17 protein-coding genes are annotated in these 22,034 nt (G+C 45.4%); 6 read left to right on the top strand and 11 right to left on the bottom strand.

The genetic code is table 11. The features are described 5' to 3' along the window. Positions 1-53: 53 nt before the first annotated feature. Entirely contained in the window at positions 54-1,001 is a 948-nt protein-coding gene (locus STSP1_RS06150) for a LamG-like jellyroll fold domain-containing protein (RefSeq protein WP_085756672.1), read from the bottom strand. Positions 1,002-1,064: 63 nt separating this feature from the next. Next, positions 1,065-1,952 (bottom strand): type II secretion system protein, encoded by an 888-nt coding sequence (locus STSP1_RS06155; RefSeq protein ID WP_085755511.1) that lies wholly within the window; start codon positions 1,950-1,952, stop codon positions 1,065-1,067. A 524-nt stretch (positions 1,953-2,476) separates the two neighbouring features. On the opposite strand from STSP1_RS06155, the gene STSP1_RS06165 reads away from it, so the two are divergent. From STSP1_RS06165 to STSP1_RS06190, 6 genes are all read left to right on the top strand, one after another. Next, positions 2,477-3,478 (top strand): lysophospholipid acyltransferase family protein, encoded by a 1,002-nt coding sequence (locus STSP1_RS06165; RefSeq protein ID WP_123807001.1) that lies wholly within the window; start codon positions 2,477-2,479, stop codon positions 3,476-3,478. Further along, positions 3,475-4,083: a sugar transferase gene (locus tag STSP1_RS06170; protein WP_085755514.1), complete on the top strand. Its 609-nt coding sequence runs from the start codon at positions 3,475-3,477 to the stop codon at positions 4,081-4,083. The genes STSP1_RS06165 and STSP1_RS06170 overlap by 4 nt, the downstream gene beginning before the upstream one ends. A 34-nt stretch (positions 4,084-4,117) precedes the next feature. Beyond that, entirely contained in the window at positions 4,118-5,233 is a 1,116-nt protein-coding gene (locus STSP1_RS06175; RefSeq protein WP_085755515.1) for a glycosyltransferase family 4 protein, read from the top strand. A 71-nt stretch (positions 5,234-5,304) separates the two neighbouring features. Then, positions 5,305-6,060 (top strand): glycosyl transferase, encoded by a 756-nt coding sequence (locus tag STSP1_RS06180; RefSeq protein ID WP_085755516.1) that lies wholly within the window; start codon positions 5,305-5,307, stop codon positions 6,058-6,060. A gap of 9 nt (positions 6,061-6,069) precedes the next feature. Then, positions 6,070-6,825, top strand: coding sequence for a hypothetical protein (locus tag STSP1_RS06185; RefSeq protein WP_085755517.1), 756 nt, complete (start codon positions 6,070-6,072; stop codon positions 6,823-6,825). A gap of 33 nt (positions 6,826-6,858) precedes the next feature. After that, on the top strand, positions 6,859-7,620 hold the full coding sequence (locus tag STSP1_RS06190) for a class I SAM-dependent methyltransferase (RefSeq protein ID WP_085755518.1): 762 nt from the start codon (positions 6,859-6,861) through the stop codon (positions 7,618-7,620). Between the two features lie 7 nt (positions 7,621-7,627). Here STSP1_RS06190 and STSP1_RS06195 read toward each other — a convergent pair whose 3' ends face one another. The 9 genes from STSP1_RS06195 to STSP1_RS06235 form a co-directional block, all read right to left on the bottom strand. Further along, a complete protein-coding gene (locus STSP1_RS06195) occupies positions 7,628-8,641 on the bottom strand; it encodes a mitochondrial fission ELM1 family protein (protein WP_161491639.1) in 1,014 nt (337 codons plus the stop codon). A 31-nt stretch (positions 8,642-8,672) separates the two neighbouring features. Beyond that, complete coding sequence (locus STSP1_RS06200) at positions 8,673-9,482, bottom strand: FkbM family methyltransferase (RefSeq protein ID WP_085755520.1); 810 nt, start codon at positions 9,480-9,482, stop codon at positions 8,673-8,675. 119 nt (positions 9,483-9,601) lie between these two features. Next, positions 9,602-10,441, bottom strand: a complete 840-nt coding sequence (locus STSP1_RS06205) for a TRM11 family SAM-dependent methyltransferase (protein ID WP_085755521.1) — start codon at positions 10,439-10,441, stop codon at positions 9,602-9,604. Positions 10,442-10,845: 404 nt separating this feature from the next. Then, positions 10,846-11,631 (bottom strand): PEP-CTERM sorting domain-containing protein, encoded by a 786-nt coding sequence (locus tag STSP1_RS06210; RefSeq protein ID WP_085755522.1) that lies wholly within the window; start codon positions 11,629-11,631, stop codon positions 10,846-10,848. A 349-nt stretch (positions 11,632-11,980) separates the two neighbouring features. Further along, positions 11,981-13,597: a family 43 glycosylhydrolase gene (locus STSP1_RS06215; protein ID WP_085755523.1), complete on the bottom strand. Its 1,617-nt coding sequence runs from the start codon at positions 13,595-13,597 to the stop codon at positions 11,981-11,983. A gap of 93 nt (positions 13,598-13,690) precedes the next feature. After that, entirely contained in the window at positions 13,691-15,232 is a 1,542-nt protein-coding gene (locus STSP1_RS06220) for a sulfatase family protein (RefSeq protein ID WP_085755524.1), read from the bottom strand. A gap of 122 nt (positions 15,233-15,354) precedes the next feature. Then, on the bottom strand, positions 15,355-18,783 hold the full coding sequence (locus STSP1_RS06225; RefSeq protein WP_085755525.1) for a glycoside hydrolase family 88 protein: 3,429 nt from the start codon (positions 18,781-18,783) through the stop codon (positions 15,355-15,357). Between the two features lie 266 nt (positions 18,784-19,049). Then, a complete protein-coding gene (locus tag STSP1_RS06230; protein ID WP_085755526.1) occupies positions 19,050-20,513 on the bottom strand; it encodes a sulfatase in 1,464 nt (487 codons plus the stop codon). A gap of 29 nt (positions 20,514-20,542) precedes the next feature. Beyond that, positions 20,543-22,012 carry a sulfatase gene (locus STSP1_RS06235; protein ID WP_085755527.1) on the bottom strand — a complete coding sequence of 490 codons (1,470 nt, stop codon included), beginning with the start codon at positions 22,010-22,012 and terminating at the stop codon, positions 20,543-20,545. Positions 22,013-22,034: the final 22 nt, after the last annotated feature.

Consider the following 22,034-nt stretch of genomic DNA (forward strand, 5'->3'; position numbering starts at 1 on the left):
CGAATACAACTGGTGCAGACAACTGCATCCGTGTTTCATCAATTTCAACAAAATCAAGCCTTGCGTTTTCTCGTGTAAAGCAAGCTGCCAATACCAAACAAAACGGCGGTAGTCGGCTCAGGGACACCTATAAGATCAGGATTGCTAAGCGTTTCATTTGAAAGCCTTACCTCATCAATCAAACCGGCAAAACGCTCAACTTCAGCTTCCCTGCGTCCAATCATAATATTATTGGTCCCTCCGCTGATGAGTATATCATTAGTGAGAGTCTGGTCTTTAAAATAGGCGTTGCCGTCTTCACTGTAAACAAGCAGGCTCATTTCATTAGCCACCTGATCATACCTTGCAGCGGCATAATGCCACATACCATCCTGAAAACCGGCTGCCCTGTCGTCTTTTGTCAAAACGAGGTTCACAAAACCATTGCCGTCATATCCCCAAAACTCAAGTCCTCCATCGCCTGAGGCTCCAGTGTTGAGCTGTAGATGGCTTGCGGCGTGCCCTTCTTTTGCCCAGAGCAGAGTCTGAGTTCCTGATGTATCCCCTATCTGCTTGAAAAACAGTTCGGCGGTAAAACTCCCAGAATCATATTCATTTCCATACTGATCAGCAGCATAAAACATATTTCCTCCAACTTCCCTGACAGCATTAAAATTGAAGGAGTGGGATGATGAAATCCCGTTGCGCAGGTTAGAAGGCGCAGCATCAGAGCTGAAAGCATTTTCTCCGCCCCCTGAGTCAGGATTCTCCATATCACCCCATACATACAAGGGGTCGTGTGCAGGATTTGGATCACCCGAGTTTCCTGCAATGGTTCCCTGACCTGCCCCATCAGCACTGTCAAGTATGCCGTGGGTATCCGTACTCCCGTTTATATAAAGCCCATCTGCCCACGCATCCATTTTCCAGTGGTGGACATAGGCAGCCGGAGCAGCGGAACTAATAACGCACACAATCATCAATAACATCAGCAAGTGATTCTCTCTTTTTAGAATTCTCATTTTCTTGCACTCCAAATTAAACGACAATTATTTTCTGAGCCCATTGCTCATTTTTTCCAAATCTCATCTTGGCCAGACAAGTCTGAATGCCTCTTCTCTCACATCGGAAGGAGAATCATTCCTCGAAATTTTTTCACCAAAACCTATGGTCTCTGAGTGGCCATCTAGAAAAACCACATTCCCCTCACCCCTATTCTTTTCTTCTCCGAAAACCTTATGGAAAGTTCCGAAATAATTCACAGGTCTTGACCGCAGAATATACAATGAGTTGTCATCCAAGCCGTAATCACTAACCCCCTGAATAGTCCATGCGTTCTCATCTGCAAAAGCCACAATCTCAGCAGGCTTATCGACACTCAGCATCTTTATGGTTCTCCCGCTGGCCTCTAAGCTGTCTGGATGTGAAGCAGGGGGCGGTACAGATGTAACCCACGGATTCCATTTATTCGATTCTACCCCCAGCCAATAATTCATGCTGTAGCTGTACTGCGGTTCAATAGGTATTGCAGGCTGATGGCCAGGATGGTGATCTGAGCCGTAGGTTTTGGCGAAAGAAGGAAATGAAGGGCATAAATGCGCTGCCTCATTTTCAAGATAAGGCCAAAGACCTCCATCAGGAGTTGCCAAACTGTTATGCCAAACGCATTGGGGCGGGCAAGCTGGGCCGGATTCATAAGAACCGTCGGGTTGGAGATACTGGCCCTTGCTTATATTGCTTAGATTCTCCTGCGAATAGAGCCAGTTATATACGTAAGGAAAATATCCGTCATTACTGTTTGCATACATTTGTATTGCAAAGCCATACTGCCTCAAATTAGAATTGCAGACGATAATCCTTGCGCTTTCACGTGCTCTTCCCAGAGCAGGCATAAGAATCGCCATCAGAAGAGCTATTATCGAAATGACAACAAGCAGCTCAATTAACGTAAACCCTTTTTTCGATTTGGTCATAATTAAATCTCAAAATTACAAAGACTAAGCTTACTAACCTTATATTGTAAAACTAAGTTTATCTTTTAAGCTCTTGCAAGTCAAGCAATTTAAAAAAAATTTCTAAGTTTTTTCAATTAAGCCCAAAAAAAACACCTCGTTTTCTAAAAGTTTACAGGATCGCAGATTATTAAACATATCTTAGCGAGCAAAAGGGAAGGGATGTTGTTAAAATTAAGCATTGACATATAAAAACGTTAAAAAAGCACAAAATTATTAAAACAACATACATTTATCTTACGGACAACTTAACTTTACTTAAAAGAAACATAATCAAAATTAAACCCTTTAGACTTATTCGCAACCAAGGATAGACAACCCTTTCAAGGCTTTTAATAAAATTGGGCTTTTCTGATAGCTTTACAGAATTAAACCAGCCTCTAAAATCTCCAATAAGCTTGACTTTCCTCAAAAGCTTTTTTTGTTTTGTGGCTCTCAAATAAAATCGGCTGGACAGGTATAATGTATAGGAAGCCTAATTTCATTTGGCAATTGTACTGGAATTATTAAAATACCCGTCTATGCCCGGAAAAAGCAAAAGAAAGAACAAGAGAAAGCGCAGCGCTGCTGAGCATTATATCGAATATCTCGGTGTTCGGTTTGCCGCGGGGGTGCTGCATACCCTCGGTGTTCGCCGTTCGCTGAAGCTCGCTATGAAGATTGGCGAGATTATGTGGGACCATTACCCCAAAGGAAGGAAAAAGGCTGTGGAGAATCTTCGCAGCAGTTTCCCCGAGAAGGATGATGAATGGATCAAGCAAACCTGCATCAAGAGCTTTCAGCATCTTGTGATGCTTGCCGCAGACGTTTTCTTCACAACGAAGCTCGTCCGCCGCGATAATTGGCGAGAGTATGCAGAGTTTATCAACGCAGAGCGGGCAAAGTGGATGATGGCCGAAGGCAAGGGGCTTATAATGCTCACCGGCCATTACGGAAATTTCGAGATTATGGGCTATCTGATGGGACTTTTCGGCTTCGAGGTGTACAGCATTGCCCGCCCGATAGACAACCCATATGTAAATAAATGGCTCTATTCGGTACGTGAGAGGCACGGCCAGCACATAATCAACAAAAAGGGAGCGGCAAAGGTGATGCCGGAGCTGGTGAAGAAAGGGGCCACGCTGGGCTTCATTGCAGACCAAAACGCCGGCAGGAAGGGCATATTCGCTGATTTCTTCGGCAAGCCCGCAAGCACATACAAAAGCATCGGCCTGCTCGCTATAACGGAAAACCTGCCCATTGTTGTAGGCGTATGCCGGCAGCGGATGGGTGAGTTTTTCTTCGAGATCGAATGCGGGCGGATTATTATGCCTGCAGAATGGCAGGATAAAGATGAGCCGCTCAAATGGCTCACGCAGGAATATACCAGTGAGCTGGAGAAGCTTATCCGCAAGGCTCCAGAGCAGTATTGGTGGATACATCGCCGCTGGAAGACGCGGCCGGAAGACGTGAAACGAAGGCGGAAAACCAAAGCGGAGGAAAATTGAGCGATTTTTGCAAAAGACTCATAGATCTGCTCGCCTCGCTTGCCGCCCTGCTTCTGCTCTGGCCTGTGATACTGCTTATTGCAGCGGCTGTTCGGCTGGAGAGCAGGGGCAATCCTTTTTTCCTGCAGGAAAGAGCCGGCAAAAACGCAAAGCCCTTTACGATGATCAAATTCCGCACAATGAGAGCCGATGTGGATCCTTTCGGCAATTCGCCCAAAACAAGCGACGACCCGCGGGTAACACGGACGGGCAGATTTCTGCGTGAAACGAGCCTTGATGAGCTGCCCCAGCTTGTGAACGTGCTCAAGGGAGATATGTCTCTGGTTGGGCCGAGGCCGCTTTATGTTTCCCAGATAGCAGAATGGAACGACAGGCAGAAACGAAGGCTTGAGGCCAAGCCCGGGATTACAGGCCTCGCGCAAATCTCCGGCAGAGGTTCGCTTACGATCGAGGAAAAGCTTGAGCTGGATGTGCAGTATATCGAAACACGAGGACTGATTACCGATTTGAAAATCCTGCTGCGAACATTTGCCGGCGTTTTCTCAAGATCGGATATATACGAAAAGAAATATTCACAGAATCAGCATACGCGGGGCGAGAAATAATGACAATCACAAACGCAAAGGCTGGTGTAACAGTATGAGAATTCTCCAAATACTTCCAGAGCTGAATCAGGGCGGCGTTGAACGGGGCGTTGTGGAGCTGAGCCGTGAGCTCGCTGCCCGAGGGCACGAAAGCTTCGTGATAAGCGCAGGCGGCAAACTCGCGGGCAAAATAAACGCAGAGGGCGGAAAGCATATAACAATGGACGTATGCTCAAAAAACCCGATCACAGCCCCGCTTAGAACATGGGGACTGCGGGGATTTATCAAGGGGCTAAAGCCTGATATCGTGCATGCGAGGAGCCGCGTGCCTGCGTGGATGTGCTGGTTTGCCCTGAGGGGGATGAAGATTCCGTTCGTTACAACCGTGCACGGATTCAACAGCGTAAGCGCCTACAGCAAGATTATGACCGGCGGCGACAGGGTTATCTACGGCAGCAGCGCTATCAGGGATTTTGTGGTAAAGAATTATAAATTCGATTACGAAAAACTAAGATACGTTCCCCGCGGCGTGGATATGGACTACTTCGATCCTGAGAAATTGGACACGGATTTTATCGAGGCGTTCAAAAAACAGTACGCCCTTGACGGCAGATTCGTGATCTCGATTGTGGGAAGGGTTACTGAATTGAAAGGCCACGAGGATTTTATCAGCGCAGTTGCCAGATACCGGAAAAAGCACCCAGAGGCAGTGGGGCTTATCGTTGGGCGTAAGGCAGGAAATAAGGGAGACTATTTCGAAAAGCTTCACAGTATGACCGAACGGCTCGGTGGAAAAGAGGCGTTCAAATTCGCCGGCCCTCAGGCGAACGTGCGTGAGATTTACGCAATGAGCGATCTAACAGTATCAGCGGCATCAAGCAAGCCCGAATCGTTCGGCAGGGTAGCAGCCGAGGCGATGGCTATGAACACGCCCGTTGTAGGAAGCCGGCACGGCGGAACGCTCGATATCATTAAAGACGGCCAGACCGGCCTGCTCTTCAACCCCAGAGATGCCGATGAGCTCGCAGAGAAAATTGAAACTGCGGCGAATATGAGCTTCACCGGCCTGCGGGAATATATTGATGACAACTTCAGCCTCAGGATTATGGTCGATAAAGAGCTTGAGGTTTATCACGAACTCCTTAGAGGACCCGCTGATATACTTACTTGACATTGACAGTTAATAAGGTAATATTTTTCTGCAATCATAATTTTAAGATTAAAAAGTCGAATAGGAACACTATGACTCCTAAAGAGCCGGTAAATATAATTACCCTGAAATGGGGTAATCTTTACGGATATGAATATGTAAACAGACTCCAAAAGGCTGTTGAGAGGAACTTATCCATAAAGCATAATTTTATCTGTTTCACAGACGACAAAACAGGATTGAATAATAGCATTCAGCCTTACCCAATACCAGAAATAGACCTTCCCCCGCAGCCTAAGGTTACAGGTTGGAGAAAGCTTTGCCTATTCAGGCCGGATTTACCTATAGAGGGAATCTGCCTTTTTTTAGACCTCGACATTCTTATACTGAATTCAATTGATAAATTCTTTGATTACGGCGAAGATGATCAGATACCTATAATTCACAATTGGATTGAACCTTACAAAACAATCCTCAGAAAGAGGCCAGAAATAGGAAACTCTTCAGTTTTCAGATTTGAGGCTAATAAATGCACCTTTGTTTATGAACAGTTTTTAAGAGAGAAAGAATGGGCTTTAGAGAATTTTCGACCTCCTCAAACTTATCTCACCCACTGCATAAGGCCGAAAATGATTTATTGGCCTGAGCAATGGGTACGAAGTTTCAAGAGACACTGCCGGCCTGTATTCCCTCTCAATTTGCTTCTTACCCCAAAGATCCCAGAAAATGCATCTATACTTGCTTTTCACGGCAAACCCGACCCGCACGAAGCACTAGCCGGATACAGAGGCAGAAAACTGAACCATTTTTCAAGACCAGCTAAATGGATTGAAGATTACTGGCACTAGGAAAATAAAATGGCTGAAAAAATAAAAAATTTGAATATAATTTGCTATAAATGGGGGGATCTTTATTCGCCATATTATGTTAATATATTATACAGAATGGTAAAACGAAATCTAAGCACACCTCACAAATTCCATTGTATAACAGACGATCCTGAAGGAATTTCTGACGGAATTTTTGTTCACAAATTGCCTGATTACGGTATTGAAGGAATTTGGCGCAAATTAATGACTTTTCAACCAAATTTCTTAGGGCTTCAAAATCAGTTTGTTGTGAGTATTGATATAGATGTTGTTGTTATTGGCTCTCTTGATTTTTTAGCAAACGAACCTGATAAAGATTTTATTGTAGCCAAAAACTGGAGCCGTAAAGGTGCAAAAGCAAGCGGCTGTTTATATCGTCTTAGAGTTGGCTCGCATTGCGAGATATGGAACAATTTTATTTCAAACCCTGAAAAGGCTATAGATAAATATCACGGAAAAAACCGTTTAATTGGAGAGCAAAATTGGCTCAATGCTCATTATAATTCTTTCAATTATTTTCCTTTAGATAAAGTGGTATCCTTCAAAAAACACTGCAGATCAAAAGGACACATATGGAAAATCGGCAGTTTTGAACTTTTTAATACTGCAAAATTCGGAAATGCTAAGCCTCCAAAAGGAGCCGCTTTAGTTTCTTTTCACGGTGAGCCTTCTCCTGAGCAAGTTTCAGATAATCATTATGGAAGGTGGAGACAGGCACCTTTTGTAAAAAAACATTGGAAATAAACCCTTAATTAAAACCATGCTGGGATTGTCAAAATGAAGATCGCATTCGCAAAATTCAAAAGAGCCCTTAAAAAAATCAGCAGACAACTTCGTCTGGCCTCAAAAGAAGATATCAGAGAAATCAACCAGAAACTCGACAGAATAATCTACTGCACCAACTGCGTTTTCAGGCACCAAGCTGGTCTTTCCATAACTGACAGCGATTTCCAACTTGAGAGACAGATAGTATTCAGGCCTGAAGAGGCACCAAAAAGCCAATTGACAAGATATATGTTTGCGAAGAAAATTGTTGAAAAGAACGATTCTATTCTGGACTGCGCCTGCGGTGTGGGTTATGGCTCTTTCATTCTTGCAGAGAAAGTGAAAATCGTTTTAGGCGTCGATCTTTCAGAAGGCAGTATTGAATGGGCTAATAGATTTTTCAAGAGAGACAACAATGATTTCAAACAAGGAGATGCTTCCGTTTTCAAGTGGCCAGAAAGGTTTGACAAAATAGTATCTTTTGAGACGATAGAGCATCTTGAAGACGACAAGAAACTAATAAAGAATTTTTATAACCACTTGGAAGACGGCGGCACACTTATCTGTTCTGTGCCCAATCAGAACATTCGGCCATGGAGCAGGGATGTTAATAAATATCATTTCAGGCATTATACCACTGAAGATATTCGCAACCTTCTCGAAACCTGCGGGTTCAAAGTTGTCGATATTTTGTACCAGTACCCGGGCGATAAAATTGAAAAAAAACAGGGAAAAGAGGGCAAGACAATAGTTTGCATAGCAAAAAAGAAGTAATAGTACATCAAACAGCAGAAATTCTCTTTAAAACTGCTTTTGAAATTTTTTCCTGTATTACCTTAGGATTACATATTTCAAAATCGCCAATATCACAATTGTAGCCCCCGAAATCTGAACAATTTTTTGGGATTATCAGTTTTTTTTCATCTAAATTATGATAATATTCCACTAAAAAGCTCCGGCTATCAAAAGCTGTCCTTAATGGCCTTATAGCAACCGTCGGTGTTCCTGAAGAAACGGCCTCCGTTATCATTGTTACACTGTCTTGAGTAACGAATGCAAATTCTGCTTTTCCCAAAAATGCCTGCACACATTTTTCAGGATTCTCTGACCACCAAACCGCTTTTTGAATATGCTGCGTATTTATATTGCTCCGCAGAATTTTTTCAGCCTTCTCGCCCGTACGACGCGAAGTGGTAACAAGCCATTTTATATTGTTTTTTTGAGCAAGTCGGTTCGCACCTTCGGCAATATTAAGCCAGTCTTCATCTTCAAAACAGTGACTTCTGGAACGGCCTCCTATTATAAGCGTCCAATAACGACCATCTGGAAGTTCATATTTATCAGCAGCTTTTTTTGCCGTATCAGGGGAAACCATTGAAGGTATAACATCTAGTATAATACTGTTATGGCTTCGCTCACTTTGTACCGGGGTAAGCACAGTATGGAACCACGACGCCGGATAATGTTTTCGCTCTCCTATATAAATATAGTGAGCTTTGTACTTTTCTGCAAAGTATCTTCCCGGAACAACGCTTTTACCGCCGCTTGAAATTATAATATCGGGATTGGGTGTTCCTTTTGGCAAGCCAATATTGCAAGAAGCTTTCACAACCGGCCACGGCAAATAACCAAGATTACCCATAAATCTTATGAGAGGCCTTAGGATGCCAGGCAAAGTCATTCTGGCATTTACTTCATAAAGCCCAGAATTAAGCTTTTCAGCTATCTCCGTTGCAATACCCCTTGATTGAGATATATGCCCTGGGCTGCCCTCATTTACAATCCAAATATTCAACGTAAATTCCACAAAACAATATTACAAAGAGTTAATTATTAATCATCAGTACCGTATTATTTTTCTTCATGCAGGCGACTTTATAGCCTATAGCCTTCAGGCTGCTGATTAAATCCGTATCCCACTGCTCCCTGCTACTGTGTTCAGTTATAAGGCATTTAGGGAGCATCTCTACTGGAGCTTTTTCAAAGAAAGGCAGCAAAGCCCTATCTTCAAAGCCTTCGACATCAATTTTAAGTCCATCAATTTTATCAACGCCCATCTCTTTCAGAGTTTTAAGCAAAGATTTAACAACCACTTTGGTGCTTATATCTTGATTTATGTCGCCTTCGCAAACAGTTGCACTGCCAAGCGATCCCACTGAGTAATGCAACTCAAGCTCCCCTTCTTCCCCCACCGCCGCAGGGATAACGGTTATCTTATCCTGAAGCTCGTTGAGGGATATGTTGTAGTTCAGTCTTTCTAAAGTTGGCGGGTTGGGCTCGAAAGAAACAACACTTTTCGCACCGCTCTTAGCAATCTCCAAAGAATAGAATCCTATATTAGCACCTATATCTACAAAAACCCCGCCTTTGCAGTATTTCCTTAGAAAATCAAGCTCTTCGGGATCGTATTTGGTTGAAGAAAGATATATCTTCCTGTCGGTAACATTATTCTGCAAGTTTAAGCGGTATTTAATGCCTCCAGATTCAATATCAATAATCGGGCCGAAATCTTTAATCCATTTGCTAACGATTTTTTTTCTGATGCTGCCTCTGCTTAAGCCAATTTTAACAAACGCTCTTAATAAACGGCTTCCACCGGCAGGCTTATATGTGCCCCAAGTTGATTGTAAATCCATCAATTACCTTGCTTAACTAATAACTATGTACAATTTTGGTTTCTATTATATGTTAATGAAATCGAAACACAAATCCCGAATTGAGCCTCTTTTTCGGCTTTTAATCGGGGCAGCTAATCCTATTTGCTGCGATACTTATGCCTTGTTTTTCTATTGTTTCTCTCTCCTGCATATTTTTTCTTCGCAGGTCTTTTACGTTTTGCAGATTTGCCCGGATTTGGGGATTTTTTCTTTTTGGGCTTCTGCATAATGAAGAGGTAGTTGAAGCCTCGGAGGAAGAAGTTCTGCTCGTCTGCTGATTTTCTGTAGTTGCCCATTTCGAGGGTTTTGTTTCGGCGGACAACGGATACTATATCTGCCGGCGTGAATTTTTCCCGCATAATTGAGAAAAGCTCGAAGCCAATCGGGAAGAAGCCCTTCTTCAGCTCAAATGAATCGCAGACATACAGCCCCATAAATTTGCCGGGCTTTAGAACGCGGTGAATCTCCGCTAACACCTGCCGCATTGATTGGTAATATTCATCTTCGCCGGCGTGCAGCTTGCCGATGCACCTCTGATCTTCGCTGTAGTCGATGTGAGTGGAATATGGCGGATCTACGAAAACGAAATCGGCCTTCTCATCTTCCAGCGGGAGCTTGCGTGCATCCACATTGAATATATCCGGCCGAGTTGGGCTTACATCATACCCGAGGGCTTTTCGGCCGAGGTCTCGGGCTACATCCAGCGTTGTTCCGCTGCCGCACATCGGATCAACGACGAGATCATTCTTTTTCGTATATCGCTCGAGCAGATTCCATATTACATAGCTTGGTGTGGCTCCAACGAAGCTGGTATCGCCCTGCTCTGGGCCGGCGTAGTTTTGCGAGGGGTAGTCCCAGAGCGTGGTAACTTCCCTCTGCAGAGCAGGCTTCTCGAAAACGGGCTTTTTGCTTTTCTTTCTGTTTGGTTTTTCTGGCATAAGGGGTATTTTAGCAATCCCCGCAGAATTGCCAAATGAAATAAGGATTCGGTGAAGGCAAGGTGTGCGGCATTATTTTTTGGCAAAGCTTTTAAAGCCACTAATTTTCGCTAATGATTTTTGCCACGGGCAATCCGCCGCAGGCGGACCTCCACGCACGGCTCTGATTGTCATTAGTATTACGCAGCGATTTCACAAAACGAGATATTTAAACCGAGCCACCCATGTAGGCCCGCCGCAGGCGGGACGAAATAAGTGGACAAAAGGCAGTGAGAAAGCAATAGGCTTAAGTTTTTTTCGAAGAATTTTCACGCCGCAAGGTTAATGAACATTCAGGGCAAATCAAAAAAACCGCCCTAAACAATTAAGGCGGTTTATTTATCTTTTATTTAGCCGAATAGTTATCAGCTTGAGCGTTTTCTTCTAAGAGAGAACAATCCGCCGATTCCAAGCAAGGCCATTGTTGCTGGTTCGGGAATTGTTACAGTAACAGGGTCAAAAGCATCTAATGCTCCTCTCAAAGAACCTCCGTCAACAAGAAGATTTCTACCAGTATCTCCACCCTCTGTTACTTCATATGCAAAGCTCACTGAATTTGTGTTCTGCAGTGTGTAGAGTACGGCAACATCTGCTTGATCCTCTGTGAGGGGAGGCACAATCCCTAACTCTCCAGGTATATTTCCTTCAGCGTCTGAGCCATCGAATATGGGCTGAGCGGGGTCGCTGTCATCTATAGCCAAAAAGGTATCTTGCGTAACTGTGTAAGTACCCGCCGTTTTCAAGGTTAATATATCAGCAGTTCCACTACTCGTTCCGTCAATGTCATAAAATCCGAGCATCCATTCGTAATCACCACTGGGAGAGAATGCTGTTTCGTAAGTATCATCCGACCATAGATTCAACGTAAGCTCTACAGATGAACCGTTTTCTACCTGAACCCTGATGTCGTCGCTTACAGAGCCATTATTGGATGGATTGTTGCTTGACCACGGAGCGTCTGCTTCAAGTGTTGCGTATATATCGATTGTTGATCCATTAGTGTAACTGCCAACCTGCCCAAATTCCATTCTAAGGTCGTCTGAGTCTGGGAAAGTATCCTGTACTGTGTCGCCAAAGTTTAAGTTTATCTCAATGAACTCTGCATGAGCAACATTGCAAAGCAGTGCAACAACTGCCAGTAGGATAACCACTCCTGTTTTTTTTGATAATTTTTTTCATTTCCACATCCTTTAATTAACAACATGGTTAAATATTATTCACTACATTTGACTCTTATACCACTTTAAAAATTCAAGTCAACAAAATTTTAAAAAAATTGGGTTTTTTTTGTTTCGAGAAAAAAAAAGTGTGTAAATCCAGTAGTTTTTCTAAAAAACCTTTGATTTTACTGCGGCCGTCAAAAAGTACTGGTCGGTAATGGTATAGATTAAGGGCAAACAAAATGAGAGAAGCTTTAATTGTATATGTGAAGAATCTCAATACCTAACAGTTCGATATCGAAAAAGCCTCCCCAATTATCTGAGGAGGCTTTATGCGTTTCTATCTTCTTCTGATTTTAATATTGTCAAATTCTGCTTCGCTGTCTATAACCCGAACGCCGGCCAAGCCGCTGGAATAGTCATCGTCTTTCACCTCAATCTGCTTTTCATTATTGATGAAAAACTCAATATTTTCGCCTTTCGCCATTACTTTCAGGTGATAGTCTTTCCCCTGCTTTAGGGGGATTTCTTTGCGGGCAAGCTCTTTCCAGTTTTCCCCGTCCATCTTGCCGAGGACTGCTATATTATTCTGCGGGATTATTCCGGCAAAATAGCCTTTCATCGCATCATAGCCCACTGCAGGATGATTAACCCTGAATATGAGCCCGGCATCTCTTCCGCCTTTAACCACCTTCACCTTTGCATAATAGACAAAATCATCCCAGAGCATATCCCTGATTACCGCCTTTTCGCCGCTGCGGTAGTTGTTGGCTATGCCCCAACCCGGATTGATTCCGAGAACTAATTTTTCGCTGCGCACATCGATAAAGCGATTGTAGCCGTAGTAAACCCAGTTATCCCAGCGTCCTGAGCTGAATGAATCGGTGAAATGGCTTGCCGATTCGGGCAGCTTCTCGCCTGAGGGCTTTTGCAGCACAGTGCCTTCGGGAGTGGGCTTGCCGAAGTCCGGAGAACCGTCTGGATTCCAGCCGAATTTCTCAATCCGCACATTTCGCTGCCATCCGTGCCGCTTGGAAATCTTGGAGTGATACATCATCCAGTCCTCTGTTCCATCCGGCGATTTGGTAAAGCAGCAGTGGCCCGTGCCGTAAACTTCGTCTGTTCCCTGAAAAACCGGCTCGTCTTTCTTTTTCCAGTTTTCAGGGTTCATCGGGTCCTGTCCCTTTTCTATAGAAAGCTGGGCGAGCTTGTAGGTTGGCTCCCAAGAGCCGCTGCACGAGTATATAACGTAAATCTTATCTTCATTTCTGAGGATTTGAGCGGCTTCATTCAGCCCTCGCTGATTTGCCTTCTCAGACACCTTCTCCCATACATATGTATCGTTCTCGGCCATCTTCACGCGGTTTGTCGCGGCTGTCCATGGGTTTTTCATCTCGGCAATATAAAGCGACTGAATATCATCATCATAGCCTTCCCAGCCAGACCATATCAGATATAGCTTTCCGTTCATTTGAAGCGGGGTTGCATCAATCGCCCAGCGATTATTCTTCTTCGTTTCAATTTCATCGCCTGTGTAAACGATCCCCATATCTTCATATTCGCCCTGCTGGTCTTGAGTTTTGCTGCGCAGAACGCCGGTTCTGTGGTCGATGTTTTTCCCGCTGTCTGCGGCGTAGTAGATATACCATTTGCCCTGAAGATAATGCAGCTCCGGCGCCCAGACCTGGCTTGTGTTCCATCCGGTGTCCGGGGCCTTCCAGACCACTCTTTTAACACCTTTGTCTGTAAGCTTGGGGGATTTCCAAACAGCGATTCCCTTATCACCCTCAGACTGACAGAAATAATAAAATCCGTCGGTATGCTTATATACGAACGGGTCTGCCCCTTCATAAATCGGGTTTACAAATGTTTGTTTGTAATCAGCTGCGAACAAATGCAATGCGCCGCACAAGGCAAATGCCGAAACGGCCAACTTGAAAAAGGATTTTTGCTTCATAATAGTCCTGAAAATTTGATTTACTTTTAGATGAGTACATTAAAAAGCCCCGTCTGTTCGAATGGCGGGGCTAAAATAGGGCTTTTGCGAAAATTATATAGTCTTGAATTTACCCCTTGCAGAGGCCTTGATAATCCTGTTTTGAGTCCAATGTTCTCTGTACCATGTGGAGGCGGGGAAATCGTCGTTGAGCTCTATCATCTTGGCCATCATCATTCTTCTGAACCTTTCAACCTCTTTCTTGTGCCCCGGGTCATTGACAAGGTTGTTCTGCTGATAAGGGTCTTTCTTATTGTCGTAGAAAACTTCTTTTCTTGGAAGATTGTCTCTTCCGCCGCCCCTGAATACGCCGTAAGTGTATTTCGGGCTTCTCATTGCCCGCCATTCGTGGCCGTTTGCCCATACTGCACATGCCCCTGTGTTCATAAGAAACGCAGCTTCCGGCTCTGCCGGACATTTCTCACCAAGAGCAGCATTCGCAAGGCTCACTCCCTCTACCTCATCAGGGATCTCAGTTTTGAGGCCAGCAAGGTCGAGGATGGTGGGCATAATATCAACAGTGTTCATACATACATCTGTGGCAACAGGCTTTGTTTTGCCTTTCCAGTAAACCAAAAACGGAACGCGTGCGGCTTCTTCGTAGAATATATTCTTCTTCATACGGCCGTGTCCGCCGAACATCTCGCCGTGATCGCTTGTGAAAACTACAATCGTATTTTCAAGCAGCCCTTGATCCTTCAGCGAGCTCATAATCCTGCCTATGTTCCAGTCGAGGTTGGCTGTCATAGCATAATAGCAGCGCATCCAGTTTTGGAGCTTTTCGGGGTTCTGATCTACGTTAGACCAGCCGTCGCCGTATGGGTCTTTCTTCTGAGAATAGTTCTTGGGCGGATCAAACTCGACATCCTTATACATATCCATATATTCCTCAGGGACATTGTTTGGCTGCCACGGGTCGTGAGGAGTGCCGTAGGATACGGTAAGATAGAAGGGCTTATTGCTCTTGGAGTTCTTCTTGATATAGTCTATGGCCATATCCGTCTGGGCATCGGGCTCGAATTTATTATCTTCGTAATGAATCTTTTCCTTAGATTCAGTATGGTAATATGCGGCGCCGCCGTAGTAGTCGTGGTGGAAGTTGTAGGCAGCCCAGTAGCCGTCGAAGCCGAGCCTGTGTTTGCCGCGGGGAATAAATGAATTGTCAGGATTGTAATGGTCTCCAAGTTCGTTGGCATACAAGTGCCACTTGCCGATATAGCCTGTGTTGTAGCCGGCGTCTGTGGCCACGTGGCCGATACACCTGTGGTTGGGGTTCATCCGGAGCTCATTTATCACCATACCGGTCGAGGAGGTGTATTTCCCCGTGAAAAGCGAAGCCCTGTAAGCCGAGCATACCGGCATACTTGAAACCGCCTGACGATAATTCGCCCCGTCTCTGGCCATCTTGTCGATATTTGGAGTATGCGCCTTCTCGTCGCCTGCATATCCGCAGGAAGCGTATCTGAGCTGATCAGCGAACAGAAAAACAATATTCGGTTTGTTCTCCGGCATAGCATAGCCGAAATTCGCCGCTGCTGTTGCTGCAACAGCAGCAGAGGTTCGCTGAAGAAATTTTCGCCTTGATATCTTATTCATCTATATTCCTTTCAATTTTGACAGACTCATCTTTATATTAAATAGCATCAGCAATGAAATTTTTACAATTTTTTATCATAATTTTTTCATAGAAACAATCTGCTAATCATTGAAAGGCTGATTTATTTATGAATCTCAACTTTCAAAGGATTTTTTATTCTTTCTTTAAGCTCGTTAATTTCTTCCTGCCACTGCTCTTCTGTTTCAATTCCCTGCTTTTCCCAGCCGAAGCCTGTATAGTAAACTATGGGTTTATCGGTGGGCTCAGTGATGATAAATGCATGGCTCTGATCGGGTTTATCAACCCTGATTTCCATAGTCTTTTCAGGCTGAGGCTCTGCAAGCACAGCTCCGGCGCCAAGATATGTGCCGTCAATCATCTCAGAGCAAAGGATGCTGGCTATTCCAAGCTCAGCGGAAGCCTTGCCGTTGTGCGTGGTAATCCCTACAGCAAACTGCTGAGAGCTTGCGTCTTCGCCGGAAAAAGAGCTTTCAATCTTCGTAAACCATGAATTTAGATCAATGGTAAACCTTTTAATTTCCTTCAGGCTTTTTCCGTTTCTCTTCCACGAATCATCGTAGGTGAGCTCGAAGATTGAGCGAATCGGCCCGTTTGCAATGCGTTTGTATTCATCGTAAACGCTGGAATGAACTCGTCTGCCGTTTTCCCAGAGCGATAGGCCGCCGCAGCCGGCTGATGAGCCCACGTGATACGGGTCGTAGCCCTCGCCGAAGTAGGAGTGATAGGTTCTGCCGTGCTGGGCGGTAAAATAGCGATTGTTTGTAGTGGGGTATTCAACCTCTTTGAGCCAGCAGTCGAAGCCGCTGTTTGCTCCTTCTTTTGCGAGCTTCGGGCCGTACGCCCTGAAACCGATCAGGTCATTTTCCCACATATAATCATCTTTTCTCTCAGGCACGTATCTGCTGTAAGTTCTTAGGTTTGGAAGAGTTATTTTAGCGTCTTTGATGATGAAGTATTTTTTGCTTTCGCCGGCATCAAGGCTGGCCTGAAAGAGAAACTCATCCATTTCCCCGTCGAGATCATTATCCACAAGCTGAGTCTGAGAGATTTTATAGTTTTCCGCCGAGATAACTCCCGCTTTGCTCAGATCTATCCCTCTAATTTCGTCCGGATCAATGGAAACAGCCCCATAGCTCACATCAACATTCGCATAATTGGAAACCCGAAGCTCCTGGGCTTCAGAAATCTTCTCTTCAACGGCAATCTTATACACCTCGGAGCCTGCAAGAAGGAACGCGCCTACGCCGTAAACTTCTGTCTGCTCTTCGGTGATATTTCTTGGGTCTGCCCCGATTGGCTGGGTGTATCCGAGCATACCATCTGAATGAACGTTGCTGCTGAGGCTGTTCCATCCTTTCATAATATGGGGCAGGTATTCTTCTCTCTCCAGCAGGCCGTGGTTTACGCCCCATGCGAGGGCGTATAAATAGAAGCCTGAGCCGCTGGATTCGGGCGTGCTGTATGTTTCAGGGTCAAGAAGGCTCGAATGCCAGAGACCGTCGGGCTGCTGGATTGAGGCAATCTTCCTGGCCATCTTCTTGTATAGATTTTCGAAGTAGCCGATTTGCGGGTGGTCTTTGCCGAGGTATTCCATTGTGCGCACGAGGCCTCCCATTACCCAGCCATTCCCGCGAGACCAGAAGACCTTCTCGCCGTTTTTCTCTCTCTTGTCGAAGTAGCGGGAGTCTCGGTAGTAAAGATTTTCCTTCTTATCAAAGAGCTTTTCGGTGGTATATTTCCACTCCTCAATCATAAAGTTTTCGTATTTCTTTTCGCCTGTAATAGCTGCCATCTTCGCCCAAACAGGCGGGGCCATAAACAGCGCATCGCACCAGCTCCATCTCTCCTGAGTTTTTCCGCTGAACGGAACGATCTCAACATCTGAGCGATTCTTGAGGATCCAGTCGAGCCTTTGGCGGGTTTTCTCAATCATCTTTTTCTCGCGGTATTTCTCATAAAGCTTAAGATACATCTGGCATACGGTAAAATCATCGGCGTGATACTTTCTCCGGTGGGGAGCCCAGTTGTTTCTCTCGCCCATCTCTATCAGATAATCAAAATATTTATCGTCTGCGGCCATTTCCGCCCATTCTGTCATACCTGCGTAAAGAGCGCCGTGTGTCCAGTCGGCGGTGTGATGGCGGGAGGGATTTTTAATCTGCCAATCTGCAACGCGCCTCATATAGTTTCGAACAGACCTTGCAGAAGGCTTTTCAGCCGAGAGGTTTCTTTCATCTCTTAAAACATCAATCTTTATTGCTGCATTGAATTTTGTGTAATGTTGGTAGTAATGTATCTGCTCCCACATAAGGGCGGGCCCGTCTTCGGGGTGATTGCGGATAACGTACGGACGGACATTCCCGTAGGCCGAGTTTTCGGTAACCGATTCGGTATTCCATGTTTTACCCAAATTTTCTGTCTCATAGCGATATATCTCGAGATTTCCGTTAATCCGCCTTTTTGAGAGGTAAACCACATTCGGATTAGAATGGTCGAGGGCAATTCCGGGGGAGTAATGCGGCTCCCGCTCTTTCTTGCCCTTCGGTGTCTGCGGGAACCATTTGCCTGCATCGCAGATCTTATTGTCAACCCATTTGCTGCCGTCCCAGCGGGCATAATGGTATCTGTGGTCTGTTTCTTCGGGCATACGGGCGTAAACAATTACCGGATTGCCACTGCTGTCCAGAGCTACATCCCAGTTCCAGCCTCTGCCCTTTTGCTTATCTGCCTTGTAAACAACGCTTGCCTTTGATTTTTCAATAGGCAGATTTTCTATAGAGCCTATTTTCTTATCCTCGGCGTTGTAGAAGTTTCCAGCCTTGTAATACATATAGTAAATGCTGTTCTCCGGCCACTGCCTTGGGTGGCCGTCGGTGAAGACGAAGTGGATTTCGTCCTTTCCATTTGAAGCTATTTTAGTGTAAGGCCGGACATTTCTGCCGTGTTCAGGGTGAGGGCCGCTTTTGAAAAGCTGCTCCGGCTTGCTCCAAGTTTTAACGTTATAAACATCATCATTGTAAGAAACTGTAGGCTCGTAGTTTATGCCTCTCCAGAACATATACACCCTGTTATCCTCTTCTGAGAGCATATAGGGATTCGGGTATGTTATTCCCCTGTTTTCCGGATGGTTGAAATTCTTGATTTCCTGCTCGACATCCCAAACGCTTATATCTTCCGGCCTGTGAGTTACCCGCATATACATCGGGCCTCCGCCGTGCTTTGTGTAGAACATGGCAATCTTTCCGGAAGGGGTAATAAGCACTGAGGGGTTGTTGTGGTCGTCCTTTTGGAATTTCGGGTGCAGGTTGTAAGTGTCTGTAATGCCGGATTCGATGTTATATTTGCCGGCAAATATTGAGCCGTCTCCAGACACCCAGCCGGTATAGACATTGCCGTTATAGCATACTCCTCGAGGATCGCCGAACCAGCACCAGCCGCCGCTGCCGCTTACGCTCACATAATCCTGAGAGCTCGCTGCAATAGAGAACCCTGAAATAAAAACAAACAAAAAGATAGTTAGCTGTCTCATTTCTTCCACCCTTTAAAAAAATGTAATTTATTAACTGCAACGGAAGGCTTTAGCTTCCGGCTTTTACTTTCTCTGAAATGGTCTGTTCTTGACATACAAGCCTATTCCTGCGGTCATATAAAACCGAGCTATTATTCATATATGAACTTTGTTGTTATATATTGAATATTTTAGCAGATGATTTTCAATTGTCAAAAGAGAAAACCGGCAAAAAAAAAGCAGCCGCCTGTGAAAGCAGCTGCTATGTATCTAACTGTTATTCAAATTCAGCCTTTATGCCTCGGGTTTTGCATAGGCATCTTTGCATCCACCTCTTTTCGCCAGTCAACGAGCATTTTATGCAGCTCTTTTGCTTTGCTGGGCATTTTATCAGCGAGGTCGTTTTTCTCGCCGATATCTTCTTTGAGGTTGAAAAGCTCAAGCTTTCCGCTCTCGAACCATTCGATGAGTTTGTAGTCGCCGCAGCGAACCGCTGAGGAAGGCGAACCGCCCTGATTTCCATAATGGGGATAGTGCCAGAAGATTGCTTTGCGCTCAAGCTTTTTCTCGCCCTTGAGAAGAGGTACAAAGCTAACGCCGTCAACGTGCTGCCGGGGCTGCAGGGGCAGGCCGGCTATCTCAAGAAGCGTGGGGTAGAAGTCCGTGCTGGTAACTGGGAAATCGCAAACAGACCCGGGCTCTGTAACTCCCGGCCATACTACAAACATCGGCTCTCTGATCCCGCCTTCATACATCCAGCCCTTTCCGCATTTGAGCGGGAGATTGCAGGTTGGGCGTCCTTCGGAGGTGGAGAGCCCCCCGTTATCGCTCATAAAAACGAACACAGTGTCTTCGTAGAGCCCTTCTTCCTTTAGAGCCTCCACAACTTTGCCCACAGAATTATCCATCGCCTCAATCATGCCGGCATACACTTCATGTTCCTGAACTCCTCTGACTCTTCTTCCGCTCTGGGTAATCCATTCGTTGGAAATTCCCATATTCTTTTTCTTCTCTTTGTATTTCTTCTTGAGCACCTGCTTTGTCTGAAGGGGCGTATGGACAGAGTACATTGAGAAATAGAGAAGGAAGGGATTGCCTTTCTGGTCTTTGCGCACCAGCTTTGCTGCTTCTTTCCGCAGCCTTTCGGGCAGATATTCCCCCTTGGGAGCTGGAAGGTCGTTCACTTTAGTGTAAGGGGCGAAATAGCTTCCCGGATTGCCGGCATGGCCTCCGCCAACGTTCACATCAAACCCTTGGTCTTCCGGCCAGAAGCCCTCAGGGCCGAGATGCCATTTACCGAGGAAGTATGTGTTGTAGCCGTTTTCATCAAACGCCTCTGCCATAGTCTTTTCTTCAAGCGGGAGACGCTCTTTGTACTCTGCGGGCAGGAGAGGCTTGTTTCTTGTCCAGTGCCTCTGAACATTGTAAGGCTGCGGGGCTCCGAACCAGTCTGTGGTATTGAGCCTTGCCGGATACTTGCCGGACATAATGCTCGCCCTTGTGGGAGAACATACAGGGCAGGCGGCATAGGCATCTGTGAATTTCATTCCTCTTTTGCAGAGGGCATCTATGTGAGGTGTCTCGTAAAACTCGCTTCCGAAACAGCTTAAGTCTGTCCAGCCGAGATCGTCTATCAGGAAGAAAACAATATTAGGCTTTTTGGCAGGCTTTGCGAATAAGTTTCCGCTGCCAAGGCCGGCAAGTGAAACCGCCGCAACGCCGGCAGATTTGAGAAAAACTCGTCTTTGCATTGTAATGCTCCTTTATTTGAATATCATTATTACTGCTTATAACCCGGATTCAGCTGCGGCATTTCAGCATCAACTTCTTTGAACCAATTTAACAGCTTATTAAACAATCTGTCAGTGATTTCAGGCTTTTTATCTGCAAGGTTGTTCTTTTCTCCAATATCCTCTCTGAGATTGAATAATTCCTTCCGGCCGTCTTCATACCACAAGATCAGTTTCCACTCATTTTCGCGAATTGCAGAAGCGGGCGAACCTCCCTGAGGGCTGTAATGCGGGTAGTGCCAGAAAATCGGGCCGCGGTCCATATTTTCTCCCTTAAGCAGAGGCACCAAACTTTTGCCGTCCTTATGCTGTTCAGGACGGGCAGGCAAACCCGCCATTTCGAGAATTGTTGGATAGAAATCATTGCTTATCACCGGTTCCTTGCAAACCTTTCCGGGCTCTGCTTCGCCCGGCCATTTGATTATCATCGGTTCACGAATCCCGCCTTCGTAAATCCAGCCTTTCCCTGCGCGCAGGGGCAGGTTGGAGGTCGGTCCTGGGTCGGCAGTAGAACACCCGCCGTTGTCCGACATTAAAAAGACGATCGTATTTTCATCCAGCCCCAACTTCTTTAAATTCTCAAGAACCTTGCCGCAAGCCAAGTCCATAGATTCAACCATACCGGCATACACTGCATGCTCCTGGGTGAGACGGGCTTTGTATTCACCCTCTTTGCCCCACTTGGTTTCAATGCCCATCTTAGCCCTCTTTTTTCTGTACTTTTCGGTTAAGTCTTCACGGGTAACGAGGGGGACATGTACAGAATAGAAAGACAGATATGCCATAAACGACTTGTCTTTGTTTTCTTTCATAAACTTGACTGTTTCATCTGCCAGCCGGTCAGGCAAATGCTCGCCTTCCGGGCCATCCTCAAGACGCGGATTGCCGTATGGGACAAAATATTTTCCTGGCCCGTATGGTCCGCCTAAACGCCAACCGCCTTTGTTTATGTCAAACCCCTGATGTTCCGGCCAGTAATCTGCCGTTTCGCCCAAATGCCATTTTCCAGCAAAGAACGTAGAGTAGCCATTTTGTTTTAAAGCCTCAGCCACTGTCAGCTCATCTAAAGGCATATTGTGCTTAGATGCTGCAGTTAAGATCGGCTTATTCACCGCCCAGTGCCTGTTAATTTTGTAAGGCTGAGGTGAGCCGAACCAGTCTGTGGTGTCCATCCTTGCAGGATACTTTCCTGTCATTATGCTTGCCCTTGTGGGGGAACATACCGGAGCGGCCGCATAGGCATCTGTAAATTTTATCCCTTCTCCACACAGAGCATCTATGTTAGGCGTTTCGTAAAATTCGCTTCCAAAACAGCCTAAATCTTTCCAGCCGAGATCATCTATAAGCAGGAATAGGAAATTAGGCTTTTTTGCAGGCTTTGCTAATAAGCTTCCGCTGCCAAGGCCGGCAAGTGAAACCGCTGCAAGGCCGGCAGACTTGAAAAAAGTACGTCTTTGCATTATGTTTATCCTTTATTTGAGC

It is taken from the genome of Sedimentisphaera salicampi (genome assembly GCF_002117005.1).
GTDB classification, from domain to species: Bacteria; Planctomycetota; Phycisphaerae; order Sedimentisphaerales; family Sedimentisphaeraceae; genus Sedimentisphaera; species Sedimentisphaera salicampi.

What these genes read in the sequence shown, in the direction of transcription:
- STSP1_RS06185 (WP_085755517.1), top strand. Translation starts at nt 6,070, where the DNA reads ATGGCTGAAAAAATAAAAAATTTGAATATAATTTGCTATAAATGGGGG.
- STSP1_RS06205 (WP_085755521.1), bottom strand. Translation starts at nt 10,441, where the DNA reads ATGCCAGAAAAACCAAACAGAAAGAAAAGCAAAAAGCCCGTTTTCGAG.
- STSP1_RS06225 (WP_085755525.1), bottom strand. Translation starts at nt 18,783, where the DNA reads ATGAGACAGCTAACTATCTTTTTGTTTGTTTTTATTTCAGGGTTCTCT.
- STSP1_RS06175 (WP_085755515.1), top strand. Translation starts at nt 4,118, where the DNA reads ATGAGAATTCTCCAAATACTTCCAGAGCTGAATCAGGGCGGCGTTGAA.
- STSP1_RS06235 (WP_085755527.1), bottom strand. Translation starts at nt 22,012, where the DNA reads ATGCAAAGACGTACTTTTTTCAAGTCTGCCGGCCTTGCAGCGGTTTCA.
- STSP1_RS06220 (WP_085755524.1), bottom strand. Translation starts at nt 15,232, where the DNA reads ATGAATAAGATATCAAGGCGAAAATTTCTTCAGCGAACCTCTGCTGCT.
- STSP1_RS06190 (WP_085755518.1), top strand. Translation starts at nt 6,859, where the DNA reads ATGAAGATCGCATTCGCAAAATTCAAAAGAGCCCTTAAAAAAATCAGC.
- STSP1_RS06150 (WP_085756672.1), bottom strand. Translation starts at nt 1,001, where the DNA reads ATGAGAATTCTAAAAAGAGAGAATCACTTGCTGATGTTATTGATGATT.
- STSP1_RS06215 (WP_085755523.1), bottom strand. Translation starts at nt 13,597, where the DNA reads ATGAAGCAAAAATCCTTTTTCAAGTTGGCCGTTTCGGCATTTGCCTTG.
- STSP1_RS06230 (WP_085755526.1), bottom strand. Translation starts at nt 20,513, where the DNA reads ATGCAAAGACGAGTTTTTCTCAAATCTGCCGGCGTTGCGGCGGTTTCA.
- STSP1_RS06155 (WP_085755511.1), bottom strand. Translation starts at nt 1,952, where the DNA reads ATGACCAAATCGAAAAAAGGGTTTACGTTAATTGAGCTGCTTGTTGTC.
- STSP1_RS06200 (WP_085755520.1), bottom strand. Translation starts at nt 9,482, where the DNA reads ATGGATTTACAATCAACTTGGGGCACATATAAGCCTGCCGGTGGAAGC.
- STSP1_RS06180 (WP_085755516.1), top strand. Translation starts at nt 5,305, where the DNA reads ATGACTCCTAAAGAGCCGGTAAATATAATTACCCTGAAATGGGGTAAT.